Source organism: Verrucomicrobiota bacterium (assembly GCA_021413925.1).
Classification (GTDB): domain Bacteria; phylum Verrucomicrobiota; class Verrucomicrobiia; order Chthoniobacterales; family UBA6821; genus UBA6821.
In genome coordinates, this window is record JAIOPL010000016.1 from 62,431 (window position 1) to 85,498 (window position 23,068).

22 protein-coding genes are annotated in these 23,068 nt (G+C 55.7%); 9 read left to right on the plus strand and 13 right to left on the minus strand.

Annotated elements, in window-relative coordinates; all coding sequences use genetic code 11:
• Window positions 1-41 precede the first annotated feature (41 nt).
• Window positions 42-1,031 (plus strand): SAM-dependent methyltransferase, encoded by a 990-nt coding sequence (locus K8R57_08290; GenBank protein ID MCE9588297.1) that lies wholly within the window; start codon window positions 42-44, stop codon window positions 1,029-1,031.
• A gap of 41 nt (window positions 1,032-1,072) precedes the next feature.
• Here the strand turns inward: K8R57_08290 and K8R57_08295 are convergent, their stop codons facing one another.
• From K8R57_08295 to K8R57_08325, 7 genes are all read right to left on the minus strand, one after another.
• A complete protein-coding gene (locus K8R57_08295) occupies window positions 1,073-3,421 on the minus strand; it encodes a hypothetical protein (GenBank protein MCE9588298.1) in 2,349 nt (782 codons plus the stop codon).
• Window positions 3,422-3,556: 135 nt separating this feature from the next.
• A complete protein-coding gene (gene phoU, locus K8R57_08300) occupies window positions 3,557-4,243 on the minus strand; it encodes a phosphate signaling complex protein PhoU (protein ID MCE9588299.1) in 687 nt (228 codons plus the stop codon).
• Window positions 4,244-4,259: 16 nt separating this feature from the next.
• Window positions 4,260-5,096, minus strand: a complete 837-nt coding sequence (gene pstB, locus K8R57_08305) for a phosphate ABC transporter ATP-binding protein PstB (protein ID MCE9588300.1) — start codon at window positions 5,094-5,096, stop codon at window positions 4,260-4,262.
• A 33-nt stretch (window positions 5,097-5,129) separates the two neighbouring features.
• The gene (gene pstA, locus K8R57_08310) at window positions 5,130-6,020 is read right to left on the minus strand and encodes a phosphate ABC transporter permease PstA (GenBank protein ID MCE9588301.1); all 891 of its coding nucleotides are present in this window, start codon (window positions 6,018-6,020) and stop codon (window positions 5,130-5,132) included.
• A 14-nt stretch (window positions 6,021-6,034) separates the two neighbouring features.
• Window positions 6,035-6,919 carry a phosphate ABC transporter permease subunit PstC gene (gene pstC / locus K8R57_08315; protein MCE9588302.1) on the minus strand — a complete coding sequence of 295 codons (885 nt, stop codon included), beginning with the start codon at window positions 6,917-6,919 and terminating at the stop codon, window positions 6,035-6,037.
• A gap of 106 nt (window positions 6,920-7,025) precedes the next feature.
• On the minus strand, window positions 7,026-8,030 hold the full coding sequence (pstS, locus tag K8R57_08320; protein ID MCE9588303.1) for a phosphate ABC transporter substrate-binding protein PstS: 1,005 nt from the start codon (window positions 8,028-8,030) through the stop codon (window positions 7,026-7,028).
• A gap of 129 nt (window positions 8,031-8,159) precedes the next feature.
• Window positions 8,160-8,822 carry a hypothetical protein gene (locus K8R57_08325; GenBank protein ID MCE9588304.1) on the minus strand — a complete coding sequence of 221 codons (663 nt, stop codon included), beginning with the start codon at window positions 8,820-8,822 and terminating at the stop codon, window positions 8,160-8,162.
• Between the two features lie 113 nt (window positions 8,823-8,935).
• Here K8R57_08325 and K8R57_08330 point away from each other — a divergent pair, with 113 nt between their 5' ends.
• The 5 genes from K8R57_08330 to K8R57_08350 all read left to right on the plus strand — a co-directional run bounded on the left by K8R57_08330 (window position 8,936) and on the right by K8R57_08350 (window position 13,726).
• Complete coding sequence (locus K8R57_08330; GenBank protein MCE9588305.1) at window positions 8,936-9,883, plus strand: ParB/RepB/Spo0J family partition protein; 948 nt, start codon at window positions 8,936-8,938, stop codon at window positions 9,881-9,883.
• Window positions 9,884-9,898: 15 nt separating this feature from the next.
• Entirely contained in the window at window positions 9,899-10,840 is a 942-nt protein-coding gene (locus K8R57_08335; GenBank protein ID MCE9588306.1) for an acyl-CoA desaturase, read from the plus strand.
• Window positions 10,830-12,140, plus strand: a complete 1,311-nt coding sequence (locus K8R57_08340; GenBank protein ID MCE9588307.1) for an FAD-dependent oxidoreductase — start codon at window positions 10,830-10,832, stop codon at window positions 12,138-12,140. Before K8R57_08335 ends, K8R57_08340 begins: the two co-directional genes overlap by 11 nt.
• A gap of 63 nt (window positions 12,141-12,203) precedes the next feature.
• Window positions 12,204-13,088, plus strand: a complete 885-nt coding sequence (locus K8R57_08345; GenBank protein ID MCE9588308.1) for a DUF1365 domain-containing protein — start codon at window positions 12,204-12,206, stop codon at window positions 13,086-13,088.
• Entirely contained in the window at window positions 13,088-13,726 is a 639-nt protein-coding gene (locus tag K8R57_08350; GenBank protein ID MCE9588309.1) for a hypothetical protein, read from the plus strand. Before K8R57_08345 ends, K8R57_08350 begins: the two co-directional genes overlap by 1 nt.
• A gap of 498 nt (window positions 13,727-14,224) precedes the next feature.
• Here the strand turns inward: K8R57_08350 and K8R57_08355 are convergent, their stop codons facing one another.
• Window positions 14,225-14,959 carry a hypothetical protein gene (locus K8R57_08355; protein MCE9588310.1) on the minus strand — a complete coding sequence of 245 codons (735 nt, stop codon included), beginning with the start codon at window positions 14,957-14,959 and terminating at the stop codon, window positions 14,225-14,227.
• A 60-nt stretch (window positions 14,960-15,019) separates the two neighbouring features.
• Window positions 15,020-15,208, minus strand: coding sequence for a hypothetical protein (locus K8R57_08360; GenBank protein ID MCE9588311.1), 189 nt, complete (start codon window positions 15,206-15,208; stop codon window positions 15,020-15,022).
• Between the two features lie 177 nt (window positions 15,209-15,385).
• Between K8R57_08360 and dinB the strand changes: the two genes are divergently transcribed.
• A complete protein-coding gene (gene dinB / locus K8R57_08365; protein ID MCE9588312.1) occupies window positions 15,386-16,444 on the plus strand; it encodes a DNA polymerase IV in 1,059 nt (352 codons plus the stop codon).
• A 209-nt stretch (window positions 16,445-16,653) separates the two neighbouring features.
• Complete coding sequence (locus K8R57_08370) at window positions 16,654-17,019, plus strand: hypothetical protein (protein ID MCE9588313.1); 366 nt, start codon at window positions 16,654-16,656, stop codon at window positions 17,017-17,019.
• Window positions 17,020-17,055: 36 nt separating this feature from the next.
• Here the strand turns inward: K8R57_08370 and K8R57_08375 are convergent, their stop codons facing one another.
• The 4 genes from K8R57_08375 to K8R57_08390 all read right to left on the minus strand — a co-directional run bounded on the left by K8R57_08375 (window position 17,056) and on the right by K8R57_08390 (window position 21,974).
• Window positions 17,056-18,690, minus strand: a complete 1,635-nt coding sequence (locus K8R57_08375) for an alpha/beta fold hydrolase (protein ID MCE9588314.1) — start codon at window positions 18,688-18,690, stop codon at window positions 17,056-17,058.
• Between the two features lie 157 nt (window positions 18,691-18,847).
• The gene (locus K8R57_08380) at window positions 18,848-19,228 is read right to left on the minus strand and encodes a DUF4345 domain-containing protein (protein ID MCE9588315.1); all 381 of its coding nucleotides are present in this window, start codon (window positions 19,226-19,228) and stop codon (window positions 18,848-18,850) included.
• Between the two features lie 100 nt (window positions 19,229-19,328).
• Window positions 19,329-20,270: a formylglycine-generating enzyme family protein gene (locus tag K8R57_08385; protein ID MCE9588316.1), complete on the minus strand. Its 942-nt coding sequence runs from the start codon at window positions 20,268-20,270 to the stop codon at window positions 19,329-19,331.
• A gap of 156 nt (window positions 20,271-20,426) precedes the next feature.
• The gene (locus tag K8R57_08390; protein MCE9588317.1) at window positions 20,427-21,974 is read right to left on the minus strand and encodes an arylsulfatase; all 1,548 of its coding nucleotides are present in this window, start codon (window positions 21,972-21,974) and stop codon (window positions 20,427-20,429) included.
• Between the two features lie 123 nt (window positions 21,975-22,097).
• Between K8R57_08390 and K8R57_08395 the strand changes: the two genes are divergently transcribed.
• Window positions 22,098-22,946, plus strand: coding sequence for a hypothetical protein (locus tag K8R57_08395; GenBank protein ID MCE9588318.1), 849 nt, complete (start codon window positions 22,098-22,100; stop codon window positions 22,944-22,946).
• The last annotated feature ends 122 nt before the right edge of the window (window positions 22,947-23,068 follow it).

The following is a 23,068-nucleotide window of genomic DNA, read 5'->3' on the forward strand; positions in this document are numbered from 1 at the left end:
TTCTTCGCTTCCTACAAGGTTTGCAGGATGAATGCGGCGGGATGATCCCCATAGAGCGCTTCATGCGGGAGGCTCTCCACCATCCGACTTTCGGCTACTACTCGTCACAGATTCACGACGTGGGGCGCGGGGGTGATTTCTCCACTGCCGCCTCGCTCGATCCGCAACTTGGAGAGGCCATCGCGCATTGGATCCCCCAGAGGGCCAAAGAACTCGGATGGAGAAACAATGGAGTTCCCGTGATTGAGGTCGGCGCGGGAAGCGGCCTGATGGCACGCTCGGTTCTGCGTCATCTGGATTGGAAGACCCGTTGGCGTATCGATTACATGATTTGCGAGACCTCCCCCATCCTTCGCTCCAAACAGAAACAGAACCTTCGCTGGCGAGGTGTCCGCTGGGTCGATTCGCTAAAGGAGGGACTTGAGAGAAGTCATGGCCGAGCCCTGATCTTCAGTAACGAACTGGTCGATGCCTTTCCATGCAGGGTATTTCAAAAGTCGGGAGATGAGTGGCTGGAACTTGGCATCATCATTCATCCGGACGGCTCTCTTTCCGAGACGACAAGCCTCCCAGTCGCTAACGATGAATGGTTCGCGGATTTAGCCGGGTTGATGGATGGACAGAGAGTAGAACGTCATGACTCCTACCGCGCTCATCTCGAGACCTGGAGTCCATACTGGAAAGAAGGGTTCCTACTCACGATCGACTATGGAGACATGTCAACGGCCCTCTATGCAGGAGGCCGAAGACGCCAGGCAGGCTCCCTGCGAGCATACTGGAAACATCAACTTTATATTGGCCGAGAAGTTTACGCCCGTTTTGGGAAACAGGATCTCACCGCAGATGTTAATTTCAGCGATCTCATCGGGTGGGGCCACTCCCTCGGATGGAAGGAAAAGTCTTTCTCCACACAGCGGGAATTCCTGCATCGATGGATCTCTCCAAAAAAGACCGCCGAATCATCCAACCGTTTCCTCATACCGGGAGACGCCGGCGACGCCTTCAAGGTCCTGGAGCAAAGTTCTCATTAGCACTCCAAACTACCCTTTTGAAAAGCTGAATGGATATCCCATCAGCGCGATGCCGAGATAGGACTCGATCCCGCCTGAGAGGCTGGACTGAAAGCAAAGGGAAGCGTGACCTGGGGAAGATCCTTAAGAGTCAGACTGAGAAGAGCTCCGTACTGGGTCTGCTGACTGGAAGTGCCCTGGGCTTGGTTATTGCGAACCTCGACGCCCAGTGAAACGATCCAGCTCGAGAGATCGCGATGGATCATGTACCGCTCGTAGATGAGCGCACTAGGTTGGCCCGGCTGCACGTTATAAAGTTCCTGGGCGCTCATTGACCAGTGGTCGTTCACGCGCCAGAACACACTGAAAGGATACTGGTTCCCGTTCTGATTGAAGTTCTGAGTGAGATCTCCCGAGGAGTTCAAACCCTGGTAGTTATTGATGTAGCGGGTGCCGAAACCAAAGCTAAAATTCCGCGCCGGCATGAACATGAGATCCGTGTTGAGTTCGGTGAAACCGTCTGAGTCAAGCGGCACCTGAGACCCCACCTTGAAGTTGAACCAACTCACGGGGGCAAAGGTGAATCTGTTATTGAGATTGGAAAGAGGACCGTTCATGTAGGGATTGAGCCCGTTCACATCCGCAAAGCTGTCCAGATAGAACCAGTCGACAGTCTCTCCATCACGACGGGTCTGGAGGCGGTTCCGAAAACCTAGACGCCAAATCGCCCAGCTGTCGATCGTATCAATGGCCGCGAACTCAGGAAAATCAAGGGGCTGCAGCTGCGTGGAGCTAGGCTGGTATCCTGACTTGGTCTGTGAATTGGGATTTTCGGGTAGCAAGCGGTCGAACTGCGGGATCTGATTCACATTCGGCCCCCCCGCATAGACTCCGGAAAGCATGCTGTAGGGCTGGAAGATATGCCGAAGTCCATCCAATGCTAGCCAACCTGACTGAACACCCTCGAAGCTCTGGGAAATCTTGAAGGAGTTTTCCAGGCTGGCATTGACGATCGCCCTGACCTGGCTTCCAGTTGTAACTAGTGAGTTATTTGTAGTGGGGGTGTAAGGATAAGGGACGTTCTGCCCCAAGGCGTTTGTATAGTAACTACCCTGCGAGTAATAAGTACCCCGGATGCCGACGGTAGGGATGGTGGCGAGCCAGCCAAAAAGGGTCTGCGGCGCACTGAGCTGATGGAAGGTGTCGAATCGGGCGCTGCCGTAGTTGATATTGCTAGGAACACTGGTGAAACCTTGCGGAGCATTATCAGAGAAATTACGGTTCAGCTGACCGAGCGCCGTTGTCCCATCGTAGAAAACCGGCAGGCCGAAGAGCGGCTCTTGCTTGAAGTCAATGGCCGCCTCGGGCTTGCGCTGCGTGGTCTCCTGAAAGCCGTTCATCTGCCAGCGGGTTACCAAAGACATCGCGTAGATATCATCCAACTTAGTCAGTGTGATGTTATTGTCAGGCTGCGGATTGTATCGGTTTTCCACAGGGTAGTAATTCTCCATGAAATTGGCATCGCTTAGCTTCGTGATATCAAAGGTCGCATAGACATCATCCGAGAAGTAAAGATGCTGCTGGAAACCGACGCGGTAGCGGGATGCTCCGGGGGTTGGCGCAGGAATCGCATTGTTGAATTCCCCTGGATTGGTGTCATTGGCGTAGTACGAAATGAACTGGCCGACGTTACGATTGTTCTTGCCGAATTTGAGATTCGCATTAAAGCCAACCGCATAACCATGCTCGGTCCTGTAATCCGAACGAAATGTTGCGAGGAAATTATCGCCGGTGCCGAGCGGAACGGAGTAGGAGGTAAGGAGAAAAGCACCCCAGTTCGAATCATATCCGGGAGAGAACTGGAATCCCTGGTGCGAGAGGCTGGAATAGGTGTAGGGAAGCCAGAATACGGGGATCTTGCCCACATAAACGGTGGAATTCAGCATCACCACACGATCGTTCGGATACAAACGGATCGTCTTCGCCTGCACGTGCCAGTCGGGCATCGAGGAGTCCGATGTGGTGATGGAGGAGTCACTAAGCGTGAACTGGCGGGTGCCGAATCCACGGGCCGAGAGGGAACTGAACTTCATGGGATAATGGCTTCCGTCGAATTCCAACGCCCGGGTCTGCTTGGTTTCCAAATTGTAAAAGACCCGTTGCCCGTTGAAGAGGTCGCTTCCAGTGTAGATGCGAACATTTCCCACCAACAGGACATCGCGTGTATCGGGGTTGTATTCGGCGTGATCAGCATAAATGGCGATGCCGTTATAATGGATCTGGACATTTTTGTCCGCGATGGCGGTGCCGTTTTCGAAGCGCGTATCGCCGTCCGCGGTAATCTCTACCGGCTTGTCCCCGAAATTACCGAACTGGGCCCGCAGCAAGCCGCTTGCGGAAAGAAAAAACACGAAAAACAGAAGAAAACAGCGCATGACCGGTAGCATCGAAGGCTAAGGGGCACACCCCCCCGTTCAAGGAGAAAATCTCCCGTCCCTCACGGGAGATTACTAGCGAGCGGGTATCTCAGGAGGTACTCAGGAGGACTACTGCTTCCCGAGATGCCTTATATCCTCAGCACTCACCGCGAAGACAACATCCTCGGCGATATTGCAGGCATGGTCGCCGATACGCTCCAGACAACGGCTGATGAAGATCAGATTGAGATAACTCGGGAGATTGGGCGAGTCATCCTGCATCCTGTTAATCAGTGTATCGGTGAGGTCTTTATTGAGGAGATCGAGTTCCTTGTCACGTGACTTGAGTTCCACCGCGAGCTCTGCATTCCGCTCGGCGAAGGCGCGGACGGCATCAGCAAACATCTCCAGGGAGAGGCGAATCGGATTATCCAGCAGGTGAAGTTCCGCCAACTCGGGTTGTTCGTTCAGCTTGCGGGCGCGGCGGGCGATATTCACCGCCTGATCGGCAACGCGTTCGATATTAGCCCCTATCTTGATCGAGGAGATCACCTCGCGCAGATCCGAGGCAAAGGGATGGAAGCGGCTCATCACCTCGATTCCCTCGTGGTCGATCTGCATCTCCAGAAGATCGATCTCCTCGTCATCGGCGATGCAATTGTTGCACCAGTCGTCGTCACGCTCCATCAATCCCTTGATGGAATTCTTGAGGTTTAGGTGGGCGAGGCTAGACATCCTGAGGACACTGCTGCGGAGCTGGTCCAGGGATGTCGTGAAATTCGAAAGCGTGTGGGGTTTGGCGGGTTCTTTGTACATAAAAGGGGGGCTGAGATCAACCGAACCGGCCGGTGATGTATTCCTCGGTCTGCTTCATCGAGGGATTGGTGAAGATCTTGCGGGTGTTGTCGAACTCAATCAAATTGCCTAGGTAGAAGAAGGCCGTAAGCTCCGAGACGCGGCTGGCCTGCTGCATGTTGTGGGTGACGATCACAATGGTAAAATCCTTCTTGAGCTCGATGATGAGTTCCTCGACCTTAGCGGTAGCAATTGGATCCAGAGCCGAGCATGGCTCATCCATGAGGAGGATCTCTGGACGGCTGGCCACAGCACGGGCGATACAGAGGCGCTGCATCTGTCCGCCGGAGAGTCCCAAGGCACTGTCGTTGAGGCGGTCCTTAGCCTCTTCCCAGAGGGCCGCTGAACGGAGGCAACGCTCCACCGTCTCATCGAGGACAGATCTAGTGTTCTGGCCAGCGATACGCAGGGGATAGACGATGTTCTCGTAGATCGACATGGGAAACGGGTTCGATTTCTGGAAGACCATCCCGATGCGGCGGCGTAGGGCGATAATCTCGACCGAGGGATCGTAGATGCTCGTGCCATGGATCGTGATATCCCCCTCGTGATGAACACCGGGGATAAGTTCGTTCATGCGGTTGAAATTGCGAAGCAAGGTCGATTTTCCGCAGCCCGAAGGTCCAATGAAGGAGGTCACCTTGCGAGACGGAATCTCCAAGTTGATCCCGTGGAGAGCCTCTTTCTTCCCGTAGAAGAACTTGAAGTTATCGACCTTGATGAAGTTACTTTCACCTGGAGTAAAATCATTGGTGAGTTCCGGGGGCTGTTCGGAGGCCTCGGTTGGCGCGGTGGCTTGATCTTCGGTGGACATGGTTCCGGTTGTGCGAGTTGAAAAGATTTCGGACTACTGATGTTTCGGAGCAAAGATGACCTGGGCTAGGATGTTGCTGAGAGTCACGATAGCCACAAGGATCAGCGAGGCGGACCATGCAAGCTTGATATGATAGGCGTAGGGAAGGGAGGCGAAATTATAGATCAACACTGAGAGGGAGGCCGTCGGCTCCATGATACCCTTGATCCAGTTCTGGCTGAAAAGAGCAGTAAAGAGCACTGGAGCAGTCTCGCCCGCGGCGCGCGCCACGGCTAGCATGACTCCGGTCATGATAGCGGGCATCGCCTCTGGAAGGACAATACGCCAGATCGTCTGGAAGGGAGTGGCACCGACGCCGAATGAGGCCTCGCGGAAGGCGTAGGGAACCCCCAGGAGTGCCTGCTCGGAAGTCAGCAGGATCGTTGGCAGGATCAGGATGGCTAGAGCGATACCACCGGCGAGTGCCGAGAATTTATGAGTTGTCATCACCACTGCGGCAAATGCAAAAACACCACAGATGATGGAGGGGATACCAGTAAGCAGCTTGGCAACAAAGCGCACTGTGGAAGCCAACCATGAACCGGATGCGTACTCATTAACGAATATGGCGGCTAGAATCCCCAGCGGAACCGAGAAACCTAAGGAGATTCCAACCATAACGAGAGTCCCCATAATGGCATTGCCAAAACCTCCCCCATCCAAGCCGGGAGCTGGAGGTAGTTGCGTGAAGAGATTTTCCGAAAGCAGGGGAAGGCCGTTCTGGATCACCAGAAAAACAATCGAAAAAAGCGGCACCAGCGTCAGCAGGGAGAGTGCGATGCAAAGACCTGTCAGGAAGTGATTGCGGAACAATCGGAGCACGGAGGTCTTCTTTCCAGAATCGGAAAAGAAGTTTTTGGGTAAGTTGGAAGCAGTGCCTGTCATGACTCGGGTTAATTTTAACCAAGACCCGCCGTGGCTTTCTTTGTGCGCCGGAGAACCGCCTCACCCGCAATATTCACGCCTAGGGTAAGCACGACCAGCACGGCGGCGGCATACATAAGAGCACTGACCTGAATGCCGTCTGCCTCTGCAAACTGGTTGGCAAGAAGGGCGGAGAGGGTATTGGAGGGTGAGAGCAGCGACCAAGAGAGGCGCTGGCTGTTTCCGATGAGCATGGCAACGGCCATGGTCTCGCCCATGGCTCTCCCAAAACCCAGGATGGCCGAGGCGACGATGCCGGGAGCGGCCGTCGGGATGATGACTCTCAGGATGGTCTCCCAACGCGTGGCGCCAAGGGCATAGGATCCTTCACGCAGTGTATAAGGAACAGCCACCAAGGAGGAACGTGAGATCGCGGTGATGGTCGGAAGGACCATCAGGGCCAGAACAAGACTGGCGGTCAGCAGGCTATTCCCGTAAGCGGGACCGGACAGGAATGGAATGAATCCGAACTTGGCGGCAAGCACTGCCCCGTACTGCTGGACCAGGGGAATCACCACGAAGATTCCCCACAATCCGTAGACAACACTAGGAATGGCCGCCAGCGTCTCCACCACGAAACGAATGACTTGGCGCACAGGAACCGGGAAAAAATCCTCGCTAAGGAATATGGCTATTGCCAAGCCCAAGGGAAGAGACAGAAGCAGGGCCAGGAAACTGCTTGCTGCAGTACCGATGAGCACCGGGAGAACGCCAAAGAGCCCCCTGTTCGGACTCCACTGGATACCGGAGATGAATCCCAGGCCGAACTTGCTCATGGCTGGCCAAGCATTGACCAGAATCTCGCCGATAATGAAAGCGAGGAGTATGATGATCAGGATCGAGGCCAGAAAGCAGGCCATCCGGAGGAAGTCTGGACGAGGACGGTACTCCCGGGTGATGGGACGGGATGATCCAGTCGTTGAAATATTACCGCCCACAGTGATGATGGCCGCTGGTAGTAGAGCCTTACTTGACTGTCGCCAGCGCGATCTGAACCTGGGTCACTACGTTTGCAGGAAGCGTAATGTATCCGAGTTGAGGAGCGATAGCCTGACCAGTGGTGAGTCCGTAGGTTACGAAGGCCTTGACCGCTGCCGCCTTGCTGGCATCGGTATAGGTCTTCTTCACAAGGAGCCAGGTTAAGGTAGCGATCGGGTAGTCGTTGGCTCCTTCTGGATCGGTAATGAAAGCACGAAGATTCTCGGGAAGCTTCACCGAAGCCAGTGTCGCTGCACCACTCTCAAAGGTTGGGGCGATGAAGTTACCTGCCTTGTTCTGGAGAGAGGCCATGGTCAGTTTATTGTTCTCGGCATAACCGAACTCCACGTAACCAATGGCTCCGGGGGTCTGCTTGATCAGAGCGGTCACACCGTCGTTGCCCTTGCCGGCAACACCGACCGGCCAAGTCACCGACTTGCCGCTTCCGACCATACTGGTGAACTCGGGGCTGATCGCGTCCAGGTGAGTGGTGAAGACGGCGGTGGTTCCGCTGCCATCCGAACGGGCGACAACCGTGATCGGAAGATTAGGAAGCGTGATTCCGGCGTTCTCCTTGACGATGGCGGGATCATTCCAGCTCTTGATGCTGCCCAACAGGATGCCAACATAAGCGATGCGGGAGAGCTTCAAGCCGCCCTGAACTCCGGGAATGTTGTAAGCGAGCACGATCGTTCCTGCCGTTGCAGGCAGCATCAGGACATTGCCGTTGACCTTGGCGATTTCGGCGTCGGACATCGCAACGTCGCTGGCGCCGAAATCCGTGATTCCATCCGTGAACTGTTTGATGCCCGCACCGCTTCCGACCCCTTGGTAGTTCACGGTGATATCAGGGGTGGCCTTGTGAAAATCAGAAGCCCAGCGAAGATACATGGGGGCCGGGAAGGTGGCCCCGGAGGCGTTGAGCGAGGTAGCGGCGTTTGCCCCAATAACAGATGCGGCTAGTAGAGAAGCGAACAGGAAATTTCGTGTCATGGGCTTAAGTGAGTTAAGCTGTGAATTCAGCTTGATTACGGCAAGAAAGACAATCCCTTTCGGGTGACAATAACAACATGACGTATCTAAGGTGCCTCAGGATTCCCTCTCACTTCGAGTACCTTTGATTTATTTGCGATGATTCCATCCCATGGTTCCATAGCGCGTCCTGACCAACTCCTCGGCTTCGCTCAGGATCGGAGCATCCAGTTGTTTTGCCTCAAGGCAATCACCGAACGCTGCCGCCCATGCCATCGGAGAGATCCGAGAAGGATCCCATTCCGGAATATCTGATATCTTCAGGCTGCCTTGGTAGAGCAGCCCTCCCCCACTGCGTCGGAGTGCACCTCCAAGCACCTTCCTTCCCTGAATGAGGAGATCGTCATTGGCCGGCGCCTTAAAGCAGGCAGACCCTAGCTTCACGTCCTCACTTCCGGCTAGATTCACAGAGAGCGAGAGTTGAGATCGGATCCAAACGGCCAGTTTGCCATGGAGTTGCTTGTAGAAGAAAGTCGGAGCTTCCGCCGCTATTTTTTCCCCGGCCGGAATCATGAGAGAAAATGTCAGCTCCTCTTCCTCACCGTGAGAGACCATCCCTCCCCCCGTCCAGCGCCTCACGACAGGTTGGCTGGGAAAGCTAAGCTGAACTTCTTTTATCTCCTGAAAGTAGCCAAAAGTCACCCAAGGAGACTTCCACTTATAAATTCTGAGCGTTGGCACCGACACCTGCCGGAGAAGCACTTCGTCTAGCGCCATCTGCATCGGCCCGTCGAACGATTCCGCGGGATGCATGGGAATCAGGAGATCCAATCTGGAAAACATTCTGGGATGCTGAACGTTCTGTGAGCCAACCCGCCACACCTTTTTCTTCCCGATCCCTTACTACCTGCTCTACGCTCCACTTTATGGCAACGTCAGACTCAGGAAGCGCCCCCAAAGAACCAGTCGGCAAAGGACTGGGAAAGGGTCTCGGCAAAGGTTTGGGCAAAGGCCTTGGAGCACTCATTAACACACGGGTTGCGGCCACCACCCCTTCCGAGGAGCATGGCGAACGCATCCAGCAGATCCGCCTCGACCAGATCGTTGCGAGCCCTCTCCAACCCCGTACCGAGTTCCGGGATGACCAACTCCGTGACCTAGTCGATTCCATTCGCGAACGTGGCATTATCCAGCCCCTGATCGTCCGACTGGCGGGTGGGAAGTATGAACTCATCGCCGGTGAGCGCCGTATGCGCGCCTCCCTCGAAGTCGGCCTAACCGAGGCCCCGGTTATTGTTCGCAAAGCCTCCGATCAGGAAGTCCTGGAGCTGGCGCTGATCGAGAACCTTCAGCGGGCGGACCTGAATCCCATCGAGGAAGCCGCCGCTTACAGCCGCCTTTCCAAGGAATTCCGCCTGACTCAGGAAGATATCGCCAAGCGCGTCGGCAAAAGCCGGGCCGCCGTCGCCAATGCCATGCGCCTTATGGAACTCGACCCCGAAGTCCAGGCCCACCTGACCCAAGGGCGCCTGACCGTGGGTCATGCCAAAGTCCTGCTGGGCCTCAAGAACCCCGAGGAGCAGCGCCTGCTGGCCGAAAAGCTGATCAGGACAAATGCCTCTGTGCGCGATGCCGAGCAACTCGTGGCGTCACATCTGGCCGGCACCAAAGTGAAAAAAGGTAGAGGAAAGACAGGGCGCTCATTGGCCGAACTTCCCCCCGCACTGAAACATCTGGAGAACAAGCTCCAGCACCGCTTCTCGACCCGGGTCAGCCTCCACCACGCCGACAAGAGAGGGCGTATTGAGATCGAGTACTTCGGCTCCGACGATCTTCACCGCCTAATCGGTGAATTTGGCATCTCGCTGGACTGATGCCAGAATAGCCTCATGCGCGCTCTCAGCCCACTGATCCGCTTCATCGACTCGGATTATTTTCCCAAGGGGATCGAGGCGACACGCGCCATGCCCGAGCGCATGGAATGGAGCCGGGCCCTCCCCTTCATCATTCTACATCTCGGATGTCTCGGGGCCCTCTGGGTCGGATGGAGCCCCGTGGCCTTGGCCGTCTGCGTGTCGCTCTATCTCGTGCGGATGTTCTTTGTCACCGGCATCTATCACCGCTACTTCTGCCATAAATCCTACAAGGCCTCCCGTCCCGTTCAGTTCCTCTTTGCCTTGCTCGGACTGCTCTGCGTCCAACGCGGAGCCCTCTGGTGGGCAGCGGTCCACCGGCATCATCACGCCCACTCGGACGAGGAGGTGGATGTCCATTCCCCTAAGCAGAAAGGCTTTCTCTGGGCTCACATCGGATGGATGACCAGCAGTAAGAACTTCCCCACAGACTACAGCCTGATCCCCGATCTGGCGAAATTTCCTGAGCTAGTTTTTCTCAACCGCTTCGATCTGATCGGCCCCCTGCTGGTTGCCCTCCTTACCTACGGTCTGGGAGTTGTGCTTCAGTCATTGGCCCCGGAACTCCACACCTCCGGCCCCCAGATGCTTGTCTGGGGTGGCTTCATCAGCACCGTCCTTCTCTTCCACGGCACCTGCTGTATTAACTCCATGGCCCATGTCTGGGGCACACCCCGCTATGACACCGGCGACGACAGCCGCAACAGCTTCCTGCTCGCCATCATCACCCTTGGCGAGGGATGGCATAACAACCATCACCGCTACCAGTCCTCGGCACAGCAGGGATTCTACTGGTGGGAGATCGACCCCACCTACTATGCCCTGCGCCTTCTATCAGCGCTGGGTGTCATCAGCAATCTCAAGCGTGTTCCGGAAAGCGTCTACAAGCAGGAGAACATGCTGGTTCATGGAAAATAAAGATCGTCCGCGCGTCGCCATCATTGGTACGGGAGTCTCAGGTCTCTCCTGTGCATGGGGACTGCGCGACATCGCGGATCTGACCCTCTTCGAGTCGGAGAAACGACCCGGCGGCCATACGAACACCGTGACGGTGGAGAAGGACGGGTGCGCGATCCCGATCGATACGGGATTCATCGTCTTTAACAAGGTTACCTATCCCTATCTCTGCCGTCTCTTTTCTGAACTTGGCATCGCTATCAAGCCGAGCGAGATGTCCTTCAGTGTTCAGCATGTTGCAAGCGGCCTGGAGTACAACGGGATGGGGCTGAGCAAGCTCTTCGCCCAGAGGCGCAATCTCGGAAACCTCCGCTTCCTGATGCTGATCGCCGAGATCATGCGCTTCTTCCGTGTCGGCAGAAAGTGGCTGCGCGATGAAGCCGAGCATGACTCCTCGGATGAGAAAGCGGATTTCGATACTGAGGATCTGGCCACATTCTGCAAGAGACATGGCTTCGGCCGAGATTTCCTCGATCTCTATCTGGTTCCGATGAGTTCCGCCGTCTGGTCCACAGAGCCAGGCCGCATCCTCGACTTCCCAGCCTCGACGCTGCTGCACTTCTTTCATAACCATGGATTCCTCGGAATCACTACGCACCATCCCTGGTTCACGGTGGATGGCGGCGCCCGCACCTATGTGAACAAAATGCTGGAGACTTTGGGCCAGCCTCGCCTCGGCGATCCCGTCATTTCCGTGGAAGAAAAGGAAGATAGTGCCTGGGTCACTACGGCATCAGGACTCCACGAGCGCTTCGATGCGATCATTCTGGCCTCTCACGCCGATCAGAGCCTGAGGCTCCTTACCCATCCCTCGGAGGATCAACAGCGCCTGCTCTCGGCCTTCCACTACCAGCAAAACGAAGCCTCCCTCCACACCGATGCCTCGGTGATGCCGAAATGCCGCAGGGCCTGGGCCTCGTGGAATTTCCGTGTCGAGCAGGGGTCAGATTCTCATCAGAAAGCAGCCACCCATTATTGGATGAATGCCTTGCAGGGCGTCTCCCAGAAGAGGGATTACTTCGTCTCCTTGAACAGCGATGACCGGATCGCGCCCTCGAGCATTCTTTACCGGACGACCTACGAGCATCCCGTCTTCACGCTCGAGGCCATACGAGCTCAGCGGGAACTTCCGAAGCTCAATCATAGTGGCCGTCTCTTCTTCTGCGGAAGCTACTTCCGCTACGGCTTCCATGAGGATGCCTGTATGGCGGGATTCGATGCGGCAAAGGCCGTCACTACCATGCTCGCGCAGAGGCGCTGAGGCGCAGAGAATGATCCCCAGGAATGCTGGGACCAATTACCCATTCCCAGTCACCTATCCCCGATGACACTTCCCCTCCGCTCATGCCTCTACGAGTGCACGGTTTTTCACCGGCGACTGGCACCGAAAGCGCATGAATTCCTCTACAGAGTCTTCTACCTACTGATCGACCTTGACGAGCTGGAGACTATCGACCACTCACTCTTCCTGCTGAAGGTCAACCGGCCCGGCCTCTACAGCTTCCGGGAGAGCGATCACATCAGTCACGTGCCTCATCCAGTCTCAGCGCGGGAAAACATCATCGGTTACCTCGCCGCGCAGGGGATCTCAGCGCCCGTCGGAAAGATCCAGCTCCTCACACTACCCAGGATCGCTGGTTATATTTTTAATCCGGTCTCGATCTACTACTGCTTCGACACAGCAGGTGCCCCTCTTACCTCGGTGGTCGAGGTTGGGAATACCTTCGGGGAATGGAAACCGTATTTGGTTCCTCTCCAGGCAGACGGAACCTTCTTGAGTCGCGTGGTGAAGCACTTCTATGTCTCCCCCTTTTCAGACCTCGATCTGGAGTTTGAGTTCCGTTTTCAGCTCCCGGGCGAGCGCCTGCAGGTCCTCATCGATGACTACCGCGGCGAGGAGCGAGAGCTGATCAGTGTTCTCACCGGGGTCAGAGTCCCCCTCACCGATCGGAATCTCCTGCTCTTTTCGCTCAAATACCCGTTCCTGACACTCCAGGTCATTTTTGGAATTCACTGGCAGGCTCTTATTCTCTGGCTGAAAGGCCTCACGGCACGCCGCAAGGAAGCCCTTCCTGAACTGCAACGCGGAGTCCACAGGCCCCATAAATCTCTCGCCAACCATCCCTCTTCCTGCGCCCACTCTGGTCGGGATACGGATTCTAAAACATCCACAGATTCCAAAGATTCCACAGATCACCAATCAAATTGATGAGCACTTCAGAAACAGACCCCAACACAGAATTCCTCAAGAGCATTGCTCTAAGCCTCAAATCCATCCAATCGGCCCTCGAGAGCCTCACGGGCGCCGTCGAGGGAGTGGCTGAGTCGATCGAGAAGGCCCACGAACCCGAGGGTGACCTTGGCGTCCATCTTGTCGCTTCGCTAAAGGAGCTTACCTCTGCACTGCAGAAGCGGGCCCAGCAGGAGCGCAACCCTCAGCCTCAGCAGCAGGGACAGCGTCAGCACAATCAGCAGCAGGGCGGTGGGAGTGGTGGCAGTAGTGGGGGAGGCCGACGTGACGACCGCCAACAGCGAGGACGCCAGCAGGAGAATCGTCAGCCCAATCAGCCCCACCAGGATCACGATCAGACAGATCGTACGGAGGATCGTCACAGGGACGATCGTCATCAAGGCGATTTCGAGGAGCATGATGTAGTAGCCGCACAGTCCTCTGCCCCTTCTTATCGAGAAGATCGGGGAGACTCGGAAACCGAATCCCGGCACGAGCAGTCTGATGAACCGGCTAGTTCAGCCAGTTCAGCCAAGTCCGAGGGTGAATCAACTGCGGCTCCAGCCAAGCGCGCTCGTCCTAATCCGCGTCCCAATCGCCGTCGTGGCGGGAAATAGGGAAGGAAAGCTGCCGGCAGCTTAGAACGACTTCTATTTATTCTGCCGCTTTGCAGAAAGTGAGAATTATCGCGCATAGGCGCAGAGACGCAGAGGGTAAAGACAAATACACGCGGACGAGCGAGCACTGACGCTATGCTCAATAATGATTCAAGGCGGCACTCATATCTTAAACCCGAACTCAGAAGTTGAGCAGAGCGATTTGACACAATCTACTGACCGCAAAGAAGTCTTGTCGATTCTCGCCTGTATCAATCGATACGCCCTCGATATCTCCGCAACTCCTATCGGTCACCATCTTACGCCAACTCATCTCTTTCATCTTCGGAGTTCGGGTTAAATCCTTTCTGCCTGATTGCTTGTTCTTAGGAGTCTGTGTTTCTGTGCATCCGTTGCAGGCAGACTAAAAAACTCTGCTCAGCGCCTCTGCGCGAGTCCCTTCGTTTTCCGACAGCCATGGTGATTTCACCAGAAACGTCAGATTTAACAGATGATACTTTAGAGCGCCCGGCAGGATTCGACAAACCTCCTCACCTTCTCCGGATCCTTACGGAATCGGATCGGCTTCCCAGAGTCGTCGAGCAGGTTAGTGGCCGTGCAGGTGTCGGCACCGGCAGGTTGTGTGAACCTCAGCCCTTCGGCAACATTCTCTGGAGAGAGGCCCCCGGCGAGAATCACCGGTATATGACTTTGATTCACCAGATCCCGGGCCACCTCCCAGTCGCAGAGCTTGCCGGTGATACCCACATGACCAGTCACCGGTTGGGCCTCGCCACCCACTAGTAGCGTATCAGTCAGAAACCAGTCGCTGGATCCTTCCAGCAGGCGTCCAAGCTCCAGTGTCGGCACATGCGATCCCAATCCGGTCGGGGCGATCGGAATCGTTCTCATGATCTCCACATGGGGAAAGCGCTCCTTCACCCCCTGCTGCAACAGGATAGCCGCGGAGACAGCATCCTCATCCACAGCCGCTTCATGGTTCAGGCTATCGCAGAAATGAACGATAGCGGGCTGATACCAGTCGATCACTCGATGGACGGCCTCCGGATCGGCAAAGAGGGGAATGATACTGCTCTTGCGGCCAGACTCGCGGATCACGCTCACCGAGTCCTTAAGTGCAGGGATCAACCACTCATCGGGGGAAAGAATCACCCCTCCAATGTGGTCCACTCCGCACTCAGCCATCAGCGCCGCTTCCTTCGGCTCCTGAATCTCGTAAATCTGGATAATCATGCCCGACCATCCTGCCTCAGGACGATTCGGGAGGCCAGCCCGGGCACATCAGACAGTCTCTTAGTGCCAGGGTTTGGCTATGAGCAGCACCAGGAATGCATACTGGGCAACCGTGATCCCGACGCCGATACAGATAACCTTGACCAAGGCCATCCTGGTCGGGAAGTTTTCCGGTATGGGCTCGTAACCTGTTACCAGTTGTGGCGTTGCCAACTTTTCGGAACGGAATGGATACTGGTTTGTTTCCATGATTCGGATTTTGAAATCAAGAACTCGGCAAGGAAAGCATTTTATTACATTTTCGTAACATTTCTATTCTTGACTTTGTTTTTACTACAAAAAAAAAGAAACCGCCCTTCTTGTACTAGAAGAAGGGACCGGTGTTATCCTCAGTGCTCACACCCAATACGGGGCAATCCAATCATCATGCGAAAAATCATCCACATCGACATGGATTGCTTCTATGCGGCCGTGGAGATGCGTGAACGGCCGCAGTTAGCCGGTCAACCTATTGCTGTCGGTGGAGGTAGCCACCGAGGGGTTGTCACGACCTGCAACTACGAGGCTCGCAAGTTCGGGATCCGCTCGGCCATGCCGGGATTCATGGCGCGAGAACGCTGCCCTCAGCTGGTCTTTCTGCCCCTCCGGTTCGAGCTCTACCGCGCCGCCTCCCAGCAGATCCGGAAGATCTTCCGCGACTACACCCCGCTGGTGGAGCCCCTCTCTCTGGACGAGGCCTATCTGGATGTGACCGCCTTATCGGAGCAGGGACGCTATGCCTGGGACATTGCCAAGGAAATCCGCGCCCGGATCCTTGAGGAGACCCGCCTGACAGCCTCGGCGGGCATCGCCCCGAACAAGATGCTGGCTAAGATCGCCAGCGACTGGCGCAAGCCCAACTGCCAGTTCGCCATACTGCCGGAGCAGGTTCAGGAATTTATGGCAGCACTCCCTGTGCGCAAGATCTGGGGCATCGGCCCCAAGAGCGCCGAGCGATTCGCGGAGCGCGGCATTCTGACCTGTGCTGATCTCCAGAAAATAAATCTTCCGGAAATGGTTCTGCAGTTCGGGAAGTGGGGAGAGGAGCTTTATCACCTCTGCCGGGGAGAGGATGACAGGGGGGTTCAGCCCCATCGCATCAGCAAATCCCTGAGCAATGAAACCACCTTCCGCGACAACCTTGTTTCCCTGGAGCAGTGCCAAGCTGCCATTACGGAACTCTCCGCGGAACTACTCGAGGAGTTGAATCAAAAGGTCCCAGAGAGAAAGATCCGCAAGGCCTTCGTGAAAGTGAAGTTCGCCGACTTCACCCGGACTACTAGGGAGTGCCTCTGCAACGAGCCCTCGCTCGAGATCTACCAGAACCTAGTTGCTGAGGCCTTTGGGAGAAAAGATCTCCCCGTCCGATTGCTGGGAACAGGCGTGCGGTTTGAGGAAGAGAACAACAAGCCAACCGAGAGACTACAACAGGAGCTTTTCGAGTGATACCAATCACAGGAAGAAATGGTACTATAGCGGCGAAGGAGTTTTGGTGGGTGGCACGGAGGAAGAGTAATGGCTACCTTCAGGTAACCAGAGCGATGACGACACTGCTACACGCCAAAAGAACCAGCTGTAGAGTGTCATTTCTGATGGTGATTGGCATGAGATCAATGATGAATGAATAAGGAGCTCTAATTGACCCGCCGGAGTTCTTGAGCAACGATCACGGGATGTTCCTTCCAGGCCAAGCCGTAGTATGTATCGACGATGCCTTCCCTCTGGGGATTCAACTCCTCTACAACCAGTTGCCGAAGAAGGGGAACACCTATCATATCCGCGATCTGGTTCCGGGTTGCGACTTCAACGCGAACCATGGAGAGATCGCCGTCTATCTTACCGAACTGCGGAATCCCACCAACAAGGTGGGAATCGAACGGGGATTCAAGGCCGAACGCTTTGCTCCCTTAGAAACCGATGAGATTGAAGAGGAGGATATCTTCCAACTCGACGAGGTTCTCCCCTCGCCCAATCAGAAACCCCTCAGGAGTCCGGATTTAGTTCCCGCTGAAACTCGTTAAGCAGAGGAGTTTCTTATTCAGCGATCTGCCTTCTGATCAGTGTCCTTCCTCGGCAGCGTTCAGCTTGAGGATTCGTTTCACTTCTGCAAAGGCTTCCGGATTCTGATGGGCCCCGTGGTCACTCGGGACAATGTACTCCGACTGCGCTCCCTCCATGTGGGAGCTCCAGTAGGGGACGACTCCGTCGGATGAGTTGGGAGTGTCTCCCTTGCCCCGGTCTCCCTGGATCGTGTGATGCGGAATGCCCGGCACGATCGGGATCTTGTTGATCATCTGGACAAAGCGGTTCTGCGGCGAAAGCGTGTCGATGCTGTTCGGAGCACGCTTGAGTTTGAGGTCATTGGCCTGAAACGTGGTGATCTTGAGGGCATCGTTTCCGGCAAGCAGGAGCTTCCTGGGCGTTCTGATCAGCATCGATCCGATCCTTCCGATGGAAATGGTCGCGATCTCGCTTCCCTTCAGCGGTGCCGAGATGAAGATCACCCTGCCGATCTCGGGGCGATGTTTGAAGATCATGGCGTCCGTGTAGATCTTCTTTGAGGATGCGGGGAACTTGGTTTCGGCGGGCGTCTTGTTGAACAGCAACTTCCAGAGGTTGTCGCCCGTGTCGGTCATCAGGAGGCGACTGATGCATCCTCCCATGCTGTGGCCGATCACGACCATCGGCCGGTGGGTGGGATACCGGCTCTCCGCATCATCCAGCTTCTCCCTGAGAATGGCAGCCGAGTGGGGATAGGGATAGCCCGAGGGATAGCTGTAGAACCAGAACTGGTAATTGCGGCGGATCTCGGGATCGCTGCGGAGCTTGATGATCATCGGGGCCCAGGTGGAGGGCGAGTCCATCAGCCCATGGATGACAAGCACCACCGCCTTGTTCGGATTGTAGGCATCGAGGCGGGCGAGTTGTGCCGTCTCCGCATACTTCTCGGGGAAGAGCATGCGCTCCAGCTTCGGAATCTGGGGCCCTGCGCTGGCCAACATCACGGCCAGGGGGACAGTGAAGTCGGCGGCCAGATCCATGGTGCGGCCATCCACGGAAACGGTCTCCTTCTCCAGAGGATCCTCAAAGGCAAGCACGCAACGGTTCCCCTGAAAGCGCGCCACCGCCGTCACGCCGTAATAGATCCTCTTGGTGAGATAATTCGTCCGCCACTCCTTGTTGGGTTCCCTGCCCACCGCGACGATAGGCGCACCTATGCCGGGCCGGGTCACGTGCTCCTTCACGTAGTCCCCGCCGATGGTGAATTGATCGGCCGGAGTGAACTTGTAGAGTGCCGGATTCCACATAGGGCGGGGATCGCGCTTGTGCGTGAGCAGGAGGGTGCCGTTGGCCGTCGGTACCGCCAGCGGTTTGGTCCAAGGGTCGAGTTTCGACTGGCTGATGATTCCGACCATGCGCGACACCGCAAAGTTGTAATCGTGCAGAGCAACCGCGTCGTTAGGGTTTGCCTTGAGCGCGGCAAGCGCCCCCTGCGTAGCCTGCATGTTCTCACCGAGGGCCGCGAGGGGATTCACCCGGACATGGCTCAGGGCGTGGCGGATCATCTCCTCCGTCTTGCTGGTCGGCGATGGTTTACCCGGTGCCGCAGTCGCGGTGAGAGGCTTGAAGGAGGGAACCCGTTCCTTGATCGTGGCCTCGGTGGCGCAGCCCGTGAGGGCGACGAATCCCATAAGCAGAAGGGTTCTGCTTAGCCGTTTTTTTTCGTTGGTTCTTGTCGAATGTTCCATGGAATGCGTCATGAAGATTTTAAGAAAGTCACGCCTGAGGCGTATGCAGCGACGTAATCCAATTTTAAAAGAACCGCACGCCGCCGCGTTTCGAAAGTTCTCATTCCTCTGGAAGCTTGAAGATCCACAAAGCCACCGGAATCAGTCCAAGCTCCAGGAAAAGATAAAGAACAAGAAGCGGCTTGGGCCAGCCATCCATCAATAAACTGCCGATCCGTCCAATCACAAGGCCCCCAGAAAAGATCACTGTGGTGAGAACCGCTGTATTTCGATACCGATCGCTGAAAGCCGAATAGAGCCAAAAAACACCTAACGCAAGGTAGAGGCACATGAGCGCCCTGAGTATGTGCGCGCTACTGATGCTCAATTCATTGATATCCAAGAATTTTTGAGCAAACCATTGGGGAGAAATTCCGTAGAGAAGGGCGATCGTTGAAACGACCACAAATGCAAAAATCAAAAAGTATTTTTTAGCTCTCATAAGGAAACTTTCTTAATAGAAGCGGTGTCAGTGATTAGGGAATCTGAGTTGAGTCGACAGTTTCAACAACCCCTTATTTCATCACGCTGAGCCGAACGATTCATCGGCGTGACATCACGCAGCGAAAGCCCGTGTGGTTGGTGCCGGTATCCGTTTCCCCCTTGCCCCGGGTACCGGTCATATAGCGGGTGCAGTACTGATCTGTGCAGAGAAAAGATCCTCCGCGCTGGACTCGCTTGGGGACCCCGGGTTCGGCAGGATCATAGGAGGAGTCGGGACCCTTCGGATTGCTGGTCACGGCATTCTTTGCGTCCATGGCATAGGTGTCTGGACGGTACCAGTCGCTGCACCACTGCCAGACATTACCCGCCATGTCGTAGAGACCATATCCGTTCGGCGGGAACGATTTCACTGGCGAGATGCCAGCAAAGCCATCCTCGCCCGTGTCTTTGACGGGAAAGACTCCCTGATAAATGTTGGCCATGAATTTTCCACCTGGCTTGAACTCGTCCCCCCAAACATACAACTTGCCGGACGCCCCTCCGCGTTGCGCGAATTCCCACTCGGCCTCGGTCGGAAGTCGCTTTCCCGCCCACTTGGCATAGGCCTCGGCATCCGAGTACGCGATTTGGACAACAGGATCGTTTCCGTGGCCCTTGATGCTGGTGCTGGGACCGCCGGGATGCCTCCAGTTGGCTCCCTTCACATAACTCCACCACCTCAAGTGATCATCCAAGGGAACGGGTTCCTTGGTTGGCTTGAACACAACTGATCCTGCGACAAGGTTCTCGGACGGTGCGGTCGGAAACTCCTCCTTTGTCGGGACCCGTTCGGCAACGGTCACATAACCCGTGGCCTTCACGAATTTCTCAAAGTCGTCGTTGGTGACATCCGTGGCATCCATCCAGAATCCGTCGACAGAGACGCGGTGCACCGGTTGGGCATCTGCAACCGTCACCTCCGTGGAGACCCCGCAGCAGGATTGACCGGATGCCTTGCCCGTGCTTCCCATCGAGAATTCCCCCCCTGGAATCCATACCATTCCTCGGGGAGCCGGCTCAGGGGTCTTGGATTTGTTTTTGATCGTCGGGGCAAAGGAGTTGGTCTCCCTTCCCCACAAGGGCACCTGCGCGAGAGCCACTAGCAGGAGTGCCCAGGGCAGGGTGTGGCTCAGCAATCGCAAGCTCCCGGACAAGTGTCAGTTTTCCTTGGGAGCCTCGCCTAGCGATTCGAGAACCTTATCCAGGTTGAAACTGCCGGGCTTCTGCCTGGGAGGGAATTCCCTGAAGGTCTGCAGGAATTTTCCGATCATGGCCTGTGCGGGAATCAGGACGAAGGCGTGATCCACGCGCCAGCGGTCATAATCGCTCGCCTCGTGGTCGGCACGCTCGAAGGGGTCCATTCTGAGATTGAAGAGTTTCGGGAAGCGGAGGGGAACTAGTGGATCCTGCCAGACCTCTAGCCCGTGAGAGCGTTGCTCGGCAAAGACCAGCTTCCAGGGACCGTATCGAAAATTCATGAGCTGCCCATCATCGCTGAAGTAGAAGAAGTCCTTTCGCGGCCACACGGCATCCCCCTTCAGCGCAGGCATCAGATTGTACCCGTCGAGATGAACCTTGTAGGTCTCATCTCCGACTTTCTTACCCTTGAGAAGTTCGTCGGCGACATTGGGGTTTCCGACTGCCGCAAGGAGGGTCGGTAGCATGTCCTCATGCGAGCCGATGTCATTGATGACCGTCCCGGGCTTGATGACCCCGGGCCAGCGGATGACGCAGGGGACGCGGAAACCACCCTCCCAATTGGAGTTTTTCTCGTTCCGAAACGGGGTCGTACCGCCATCGGGCCAGGAGAAGCACTCCGCCCCGTTGTCCGAGGAGTAGATGACGATGGTGTTGTCAGCGATGCCGAGTTCCTCGAGCTTTTTCAGCAATTCGCCCACCTGCGCGTCATGCTCGACCATCCCGTCGGCAAACACCCCCAGACCAGTGACGCCCTGAGACGAAGGCTTAAGGTGGGTCCAGATGTGCATCCGGGTGGAGTTCCACCAGAGGAAGAAGGGCTTCTTATCCTTCACTGCGTTGTCCATGAAGCCGAGAGCGCCCTTGGTGACCTCGTCGTCGATGGTTTCCATGCGCTTGGTGGTCAGCGGACCGGTGTCCTCGATAGACCCTCCGGCACGGGAATGAATCACACCTCGGGGACCGAACTTTTTCAGGAAAGCGGGATCCTTCGGGTAGTCGGGATGCTCGGGCTCCTGCTGGGCATTGAGATGGTAGAGGCTTCCCAGAAACTCGTCGAATCCATGGTTGCTCGGAAGATGTTCATCTAGGTCTCCGAGGTGATTCTTTCCGAACTGACCCGTGACATAGCCCTGGGGTTTGAGCAGCTCGGCGATCGTGGGATCCTTCTTCGAGAGTCCTTCCTTGGCACCGGGGAGACCGACCTTCAGCAGACCGGTGCGGTAGGGCGACTGACCTGTGATGAAGGCAGCGCGACCAGCGGTGCAACTCTGCTGACCGTACCAATCCGTGCAGAGGGCTCCTTCCTTAGCGATCCGGTCAATATTGGGCGTCTGATAGCCCATCATACCACGGTTATAGCAACTGGGATTATAGTATCCAATGTCATCCCCCCAGATGATGAGGATATTTGGTTGTTTCTTTTCTGCTGGCGCCGCTTTGGAACTAGTGAAGGCAAGCATGATAGCAGTGAGCAGCACCAGTAGGGTTGGGGAGAGCTTTTTCATGGAATTTCGAAAAATTTAAACGTGTATAAAGCATGCCCAAAAGAAAAGGTCTTTTACTCGTTCTTGTTCCTCGAATTCAATTCGTCTAAGTCGGATGACTTCCTCCTGTTTTCACCCTCAATCATGACCTTGACATTCACTCAATCTCACAGGGCCTTCAGTTTACTCATTCATGTCGTGGCACTGCTTCTGATCGCTTGCAGCTCTACCCTCACTGCAGGGCAGTCGACGGAATCAGCCAGTCAGATCTTAGCTAGCCCCACCAATTCCGATTCCTTCAGTTTCCGGGATTATATCAATGATACCGTTCTGCATCCTGCGCATCCCTATGAGACGATCCAAGGGAAGAATCCAGATGGATGGGCGTTCATTCTCCAGCCCTATGGATGGCTTCCCGGTGTCTATGGCCAGATCGGAGCCAAGGGATTGCCTCCGGTAAATGTCAATCAGAGCCCGATTCAAGTCCTGAGCAAACTGAATTGGGCCACATTTTTGAAAGCCGAGGTGAGGCATGGGCGTTGGGGCGTTATCGGCGATGGATTTTATGCCAAGTTTTCTGCCCCGGGTAATCCTAGTGGCCCCCTCTATCAATCGGCCACAGCAACATTGAACCAGAGCATCGACTCCTTGGTCGCCGCGTACCGGGTGATTGATGACCGCAAATACTTCGCAGATCTCTACGCTGGGGCACGCTATTACTACATGGGGGTTCAGGTTGCCGCCACTCCGTCACAAATCACCAAATTCCAGAATCCGAGGGCAAATGCGGCGGCAACTGCCTTGCTTCCGACCGCTGCCTCCACTGACACCTCATGGGTCGATCCCATCGTCGGTCTCCGCGCGAGAGTCAACCTGACACGCTTCCTCTATCTTGAAGCACTGGGTGACGTAGGTGGTTTTGATGCAGGCTCACAAATCGCATGGAACACCCAAGCCACTATCGGCGCTCGATTAACCCAAAATTTGCGATAGCCAGAAGATAACAGTGTAGTGAGCATCACCGATATGGTGAGCCCGCAATATGAGATTGAGTACAGTGACGAGAAGGTGACGGCATGGGGAGGGATGAGGTTGATGAAGGAGGTCCTTGAGCG

What these genes read in the sequence shown, in the direction of transcription:
- K8R57_08330 (MCE9588305.1), top strand. Translation starts at nt 8,936, where the DNA reads ATGGCAACGTCAGACTCAGGAAGCGCCCCCAAAGAACCAGTCGGCAAA.
- K8R57_08345 (MCE9588308.1), top strand. Translation starts at nt 12,204, where the DNA reads ATGACACTTCCCCTCCGCTCATGCCTCTACGAGTGCACGGTTTTTCAC.
- K8R57_08360 (MCE9588311.1), bottom strand. Translation starts at nt 15,208, where the DNA reads ATGGAAACAAACCAGTATCCATTCCGTTCCGAAAAGTTGGCAACGCCA.
- pstC (MCE9588302.1), bottom strand. Translation starts at nt 6,919, where the DNA reads ATGGCCTGCTTTCTGGCCTCGATCCTGATCATCATACTCCTCGCTTTC.
- pstA (MCE9588301.1), bottom strand. Translation starts at nt 6,020, where the DNA reads ATGACAGGCACTGCTTCCAACTTACCCAAAAACTTCTTTTCCGATTCT.
- K8R57_08385 (MCE9588316.1), bottom strand. Translation starts at nt 20,270, where the DNA reads ATGGTATGGATTCCAGGGGGGGAATTCTCGATGGGAAGCACGGGCAAG.
- pstB (MCE9588300.1), bottom strand. Translation starts at nt 5,096, where the DNA reads ATGTCCACCGAAGATCAAGCCACCGCGCCAACCGAGGCCTCCGAACAG.
- K8R57_08355 (MCE9588310.1), bottom strand. Translation starts at nt 14,959, where the DNA reads ATGATTATCCAGATTTACGAGATTCAGGAGCCGAAGGAAGCGGCGCTG.
- K8R57_08395 (MCE9588318.1), top strand. Translation starts at nt 22,098, where the DNA reads ATGACCTTGACATTCACTCAATCTCACAGGGCCTTCAGTTTACTCATT.
- K8R57_08375 (MCE9588314.1), bottom strand. Translation starts at nt 18,690, where the DNA reads ATGGGATTCGTCGCCCTCACGGGCTGCGCCACCGAGGCCACGATCAAG.
- K8R57_08290 (MCE9588297.1), top strand. Translation starts at nt 42, where the DNA reads ATGATCCCCATAGAGCGCTTCATGCGGGAGGCTCTCCACCATCCGACT.
- phoU (MCE9588299.1), bottom strand. Translation starts at nt 4,243, where the DNA reads ATGTACAAAGAACCCGCCAAACCCCACACGCTTTCGAATTTCACGACA.
- K8R57_08390 (MCE9588317.1), bottom strand. Translation starts at nt 21,974, where the DNA reads ATGAAAAAGCTCTCCCCAACCCTACTGGTGCTGCTCACTGCTATCATG.
- K8R57_08350 (MCE9588309.1), top strand. Translation starts at nt 13,088, where the DNA reads ATGAGCACTTCAGAAACAGACCCCAACACAGAATTCCTCAAGAGCATT.
- pstS (MCE9588303.1), bottom strand. Translation starts at nt 8,030, where the DNA reads ATGACACGAAATTTCCTGTTCGCTTCTCTACTAGCCGCATCTGTTATT.
- K8R57_08335 (MCE9588306.1), top strand. Translation starts at nt 9,899, where the DNA reads ATGCGCGCTCTCAGCCCACTGATCCGCTTCATCGACTCGGATTATTTT.
- K8R57_08340 (MCE9588307.1), top strand. Translation starts at nt 10,830, where the DNA reads ATGGAAAATAAAGATCGTCCGCGCGTCGCCATCATTGGTACGGGAGTC.
- dinB (MCE9588312.1), top strand. Translation starts at nt 15,386, where the DNA reads ATGCGAAAAATCATCCACATCGACATGGATTGCTTCTATGCGGCCGTG.
- K8R57_08325 (MCE9588304.1), bottom strand. Translation starts at nt 8,822, where the DNA reads ATGCATCCCGCGGAATCGTTCGACGGGCCGATGCAGATGGCGCTAGAC.
- K8R57_08380 (MCE9588315.1), bottom strand. Translation starts at nt 19,228, where the DNA reads ATGAGAGCTAAAAAATACTTTTTGATTTTTGCATTTGTGGTCGTTTCA.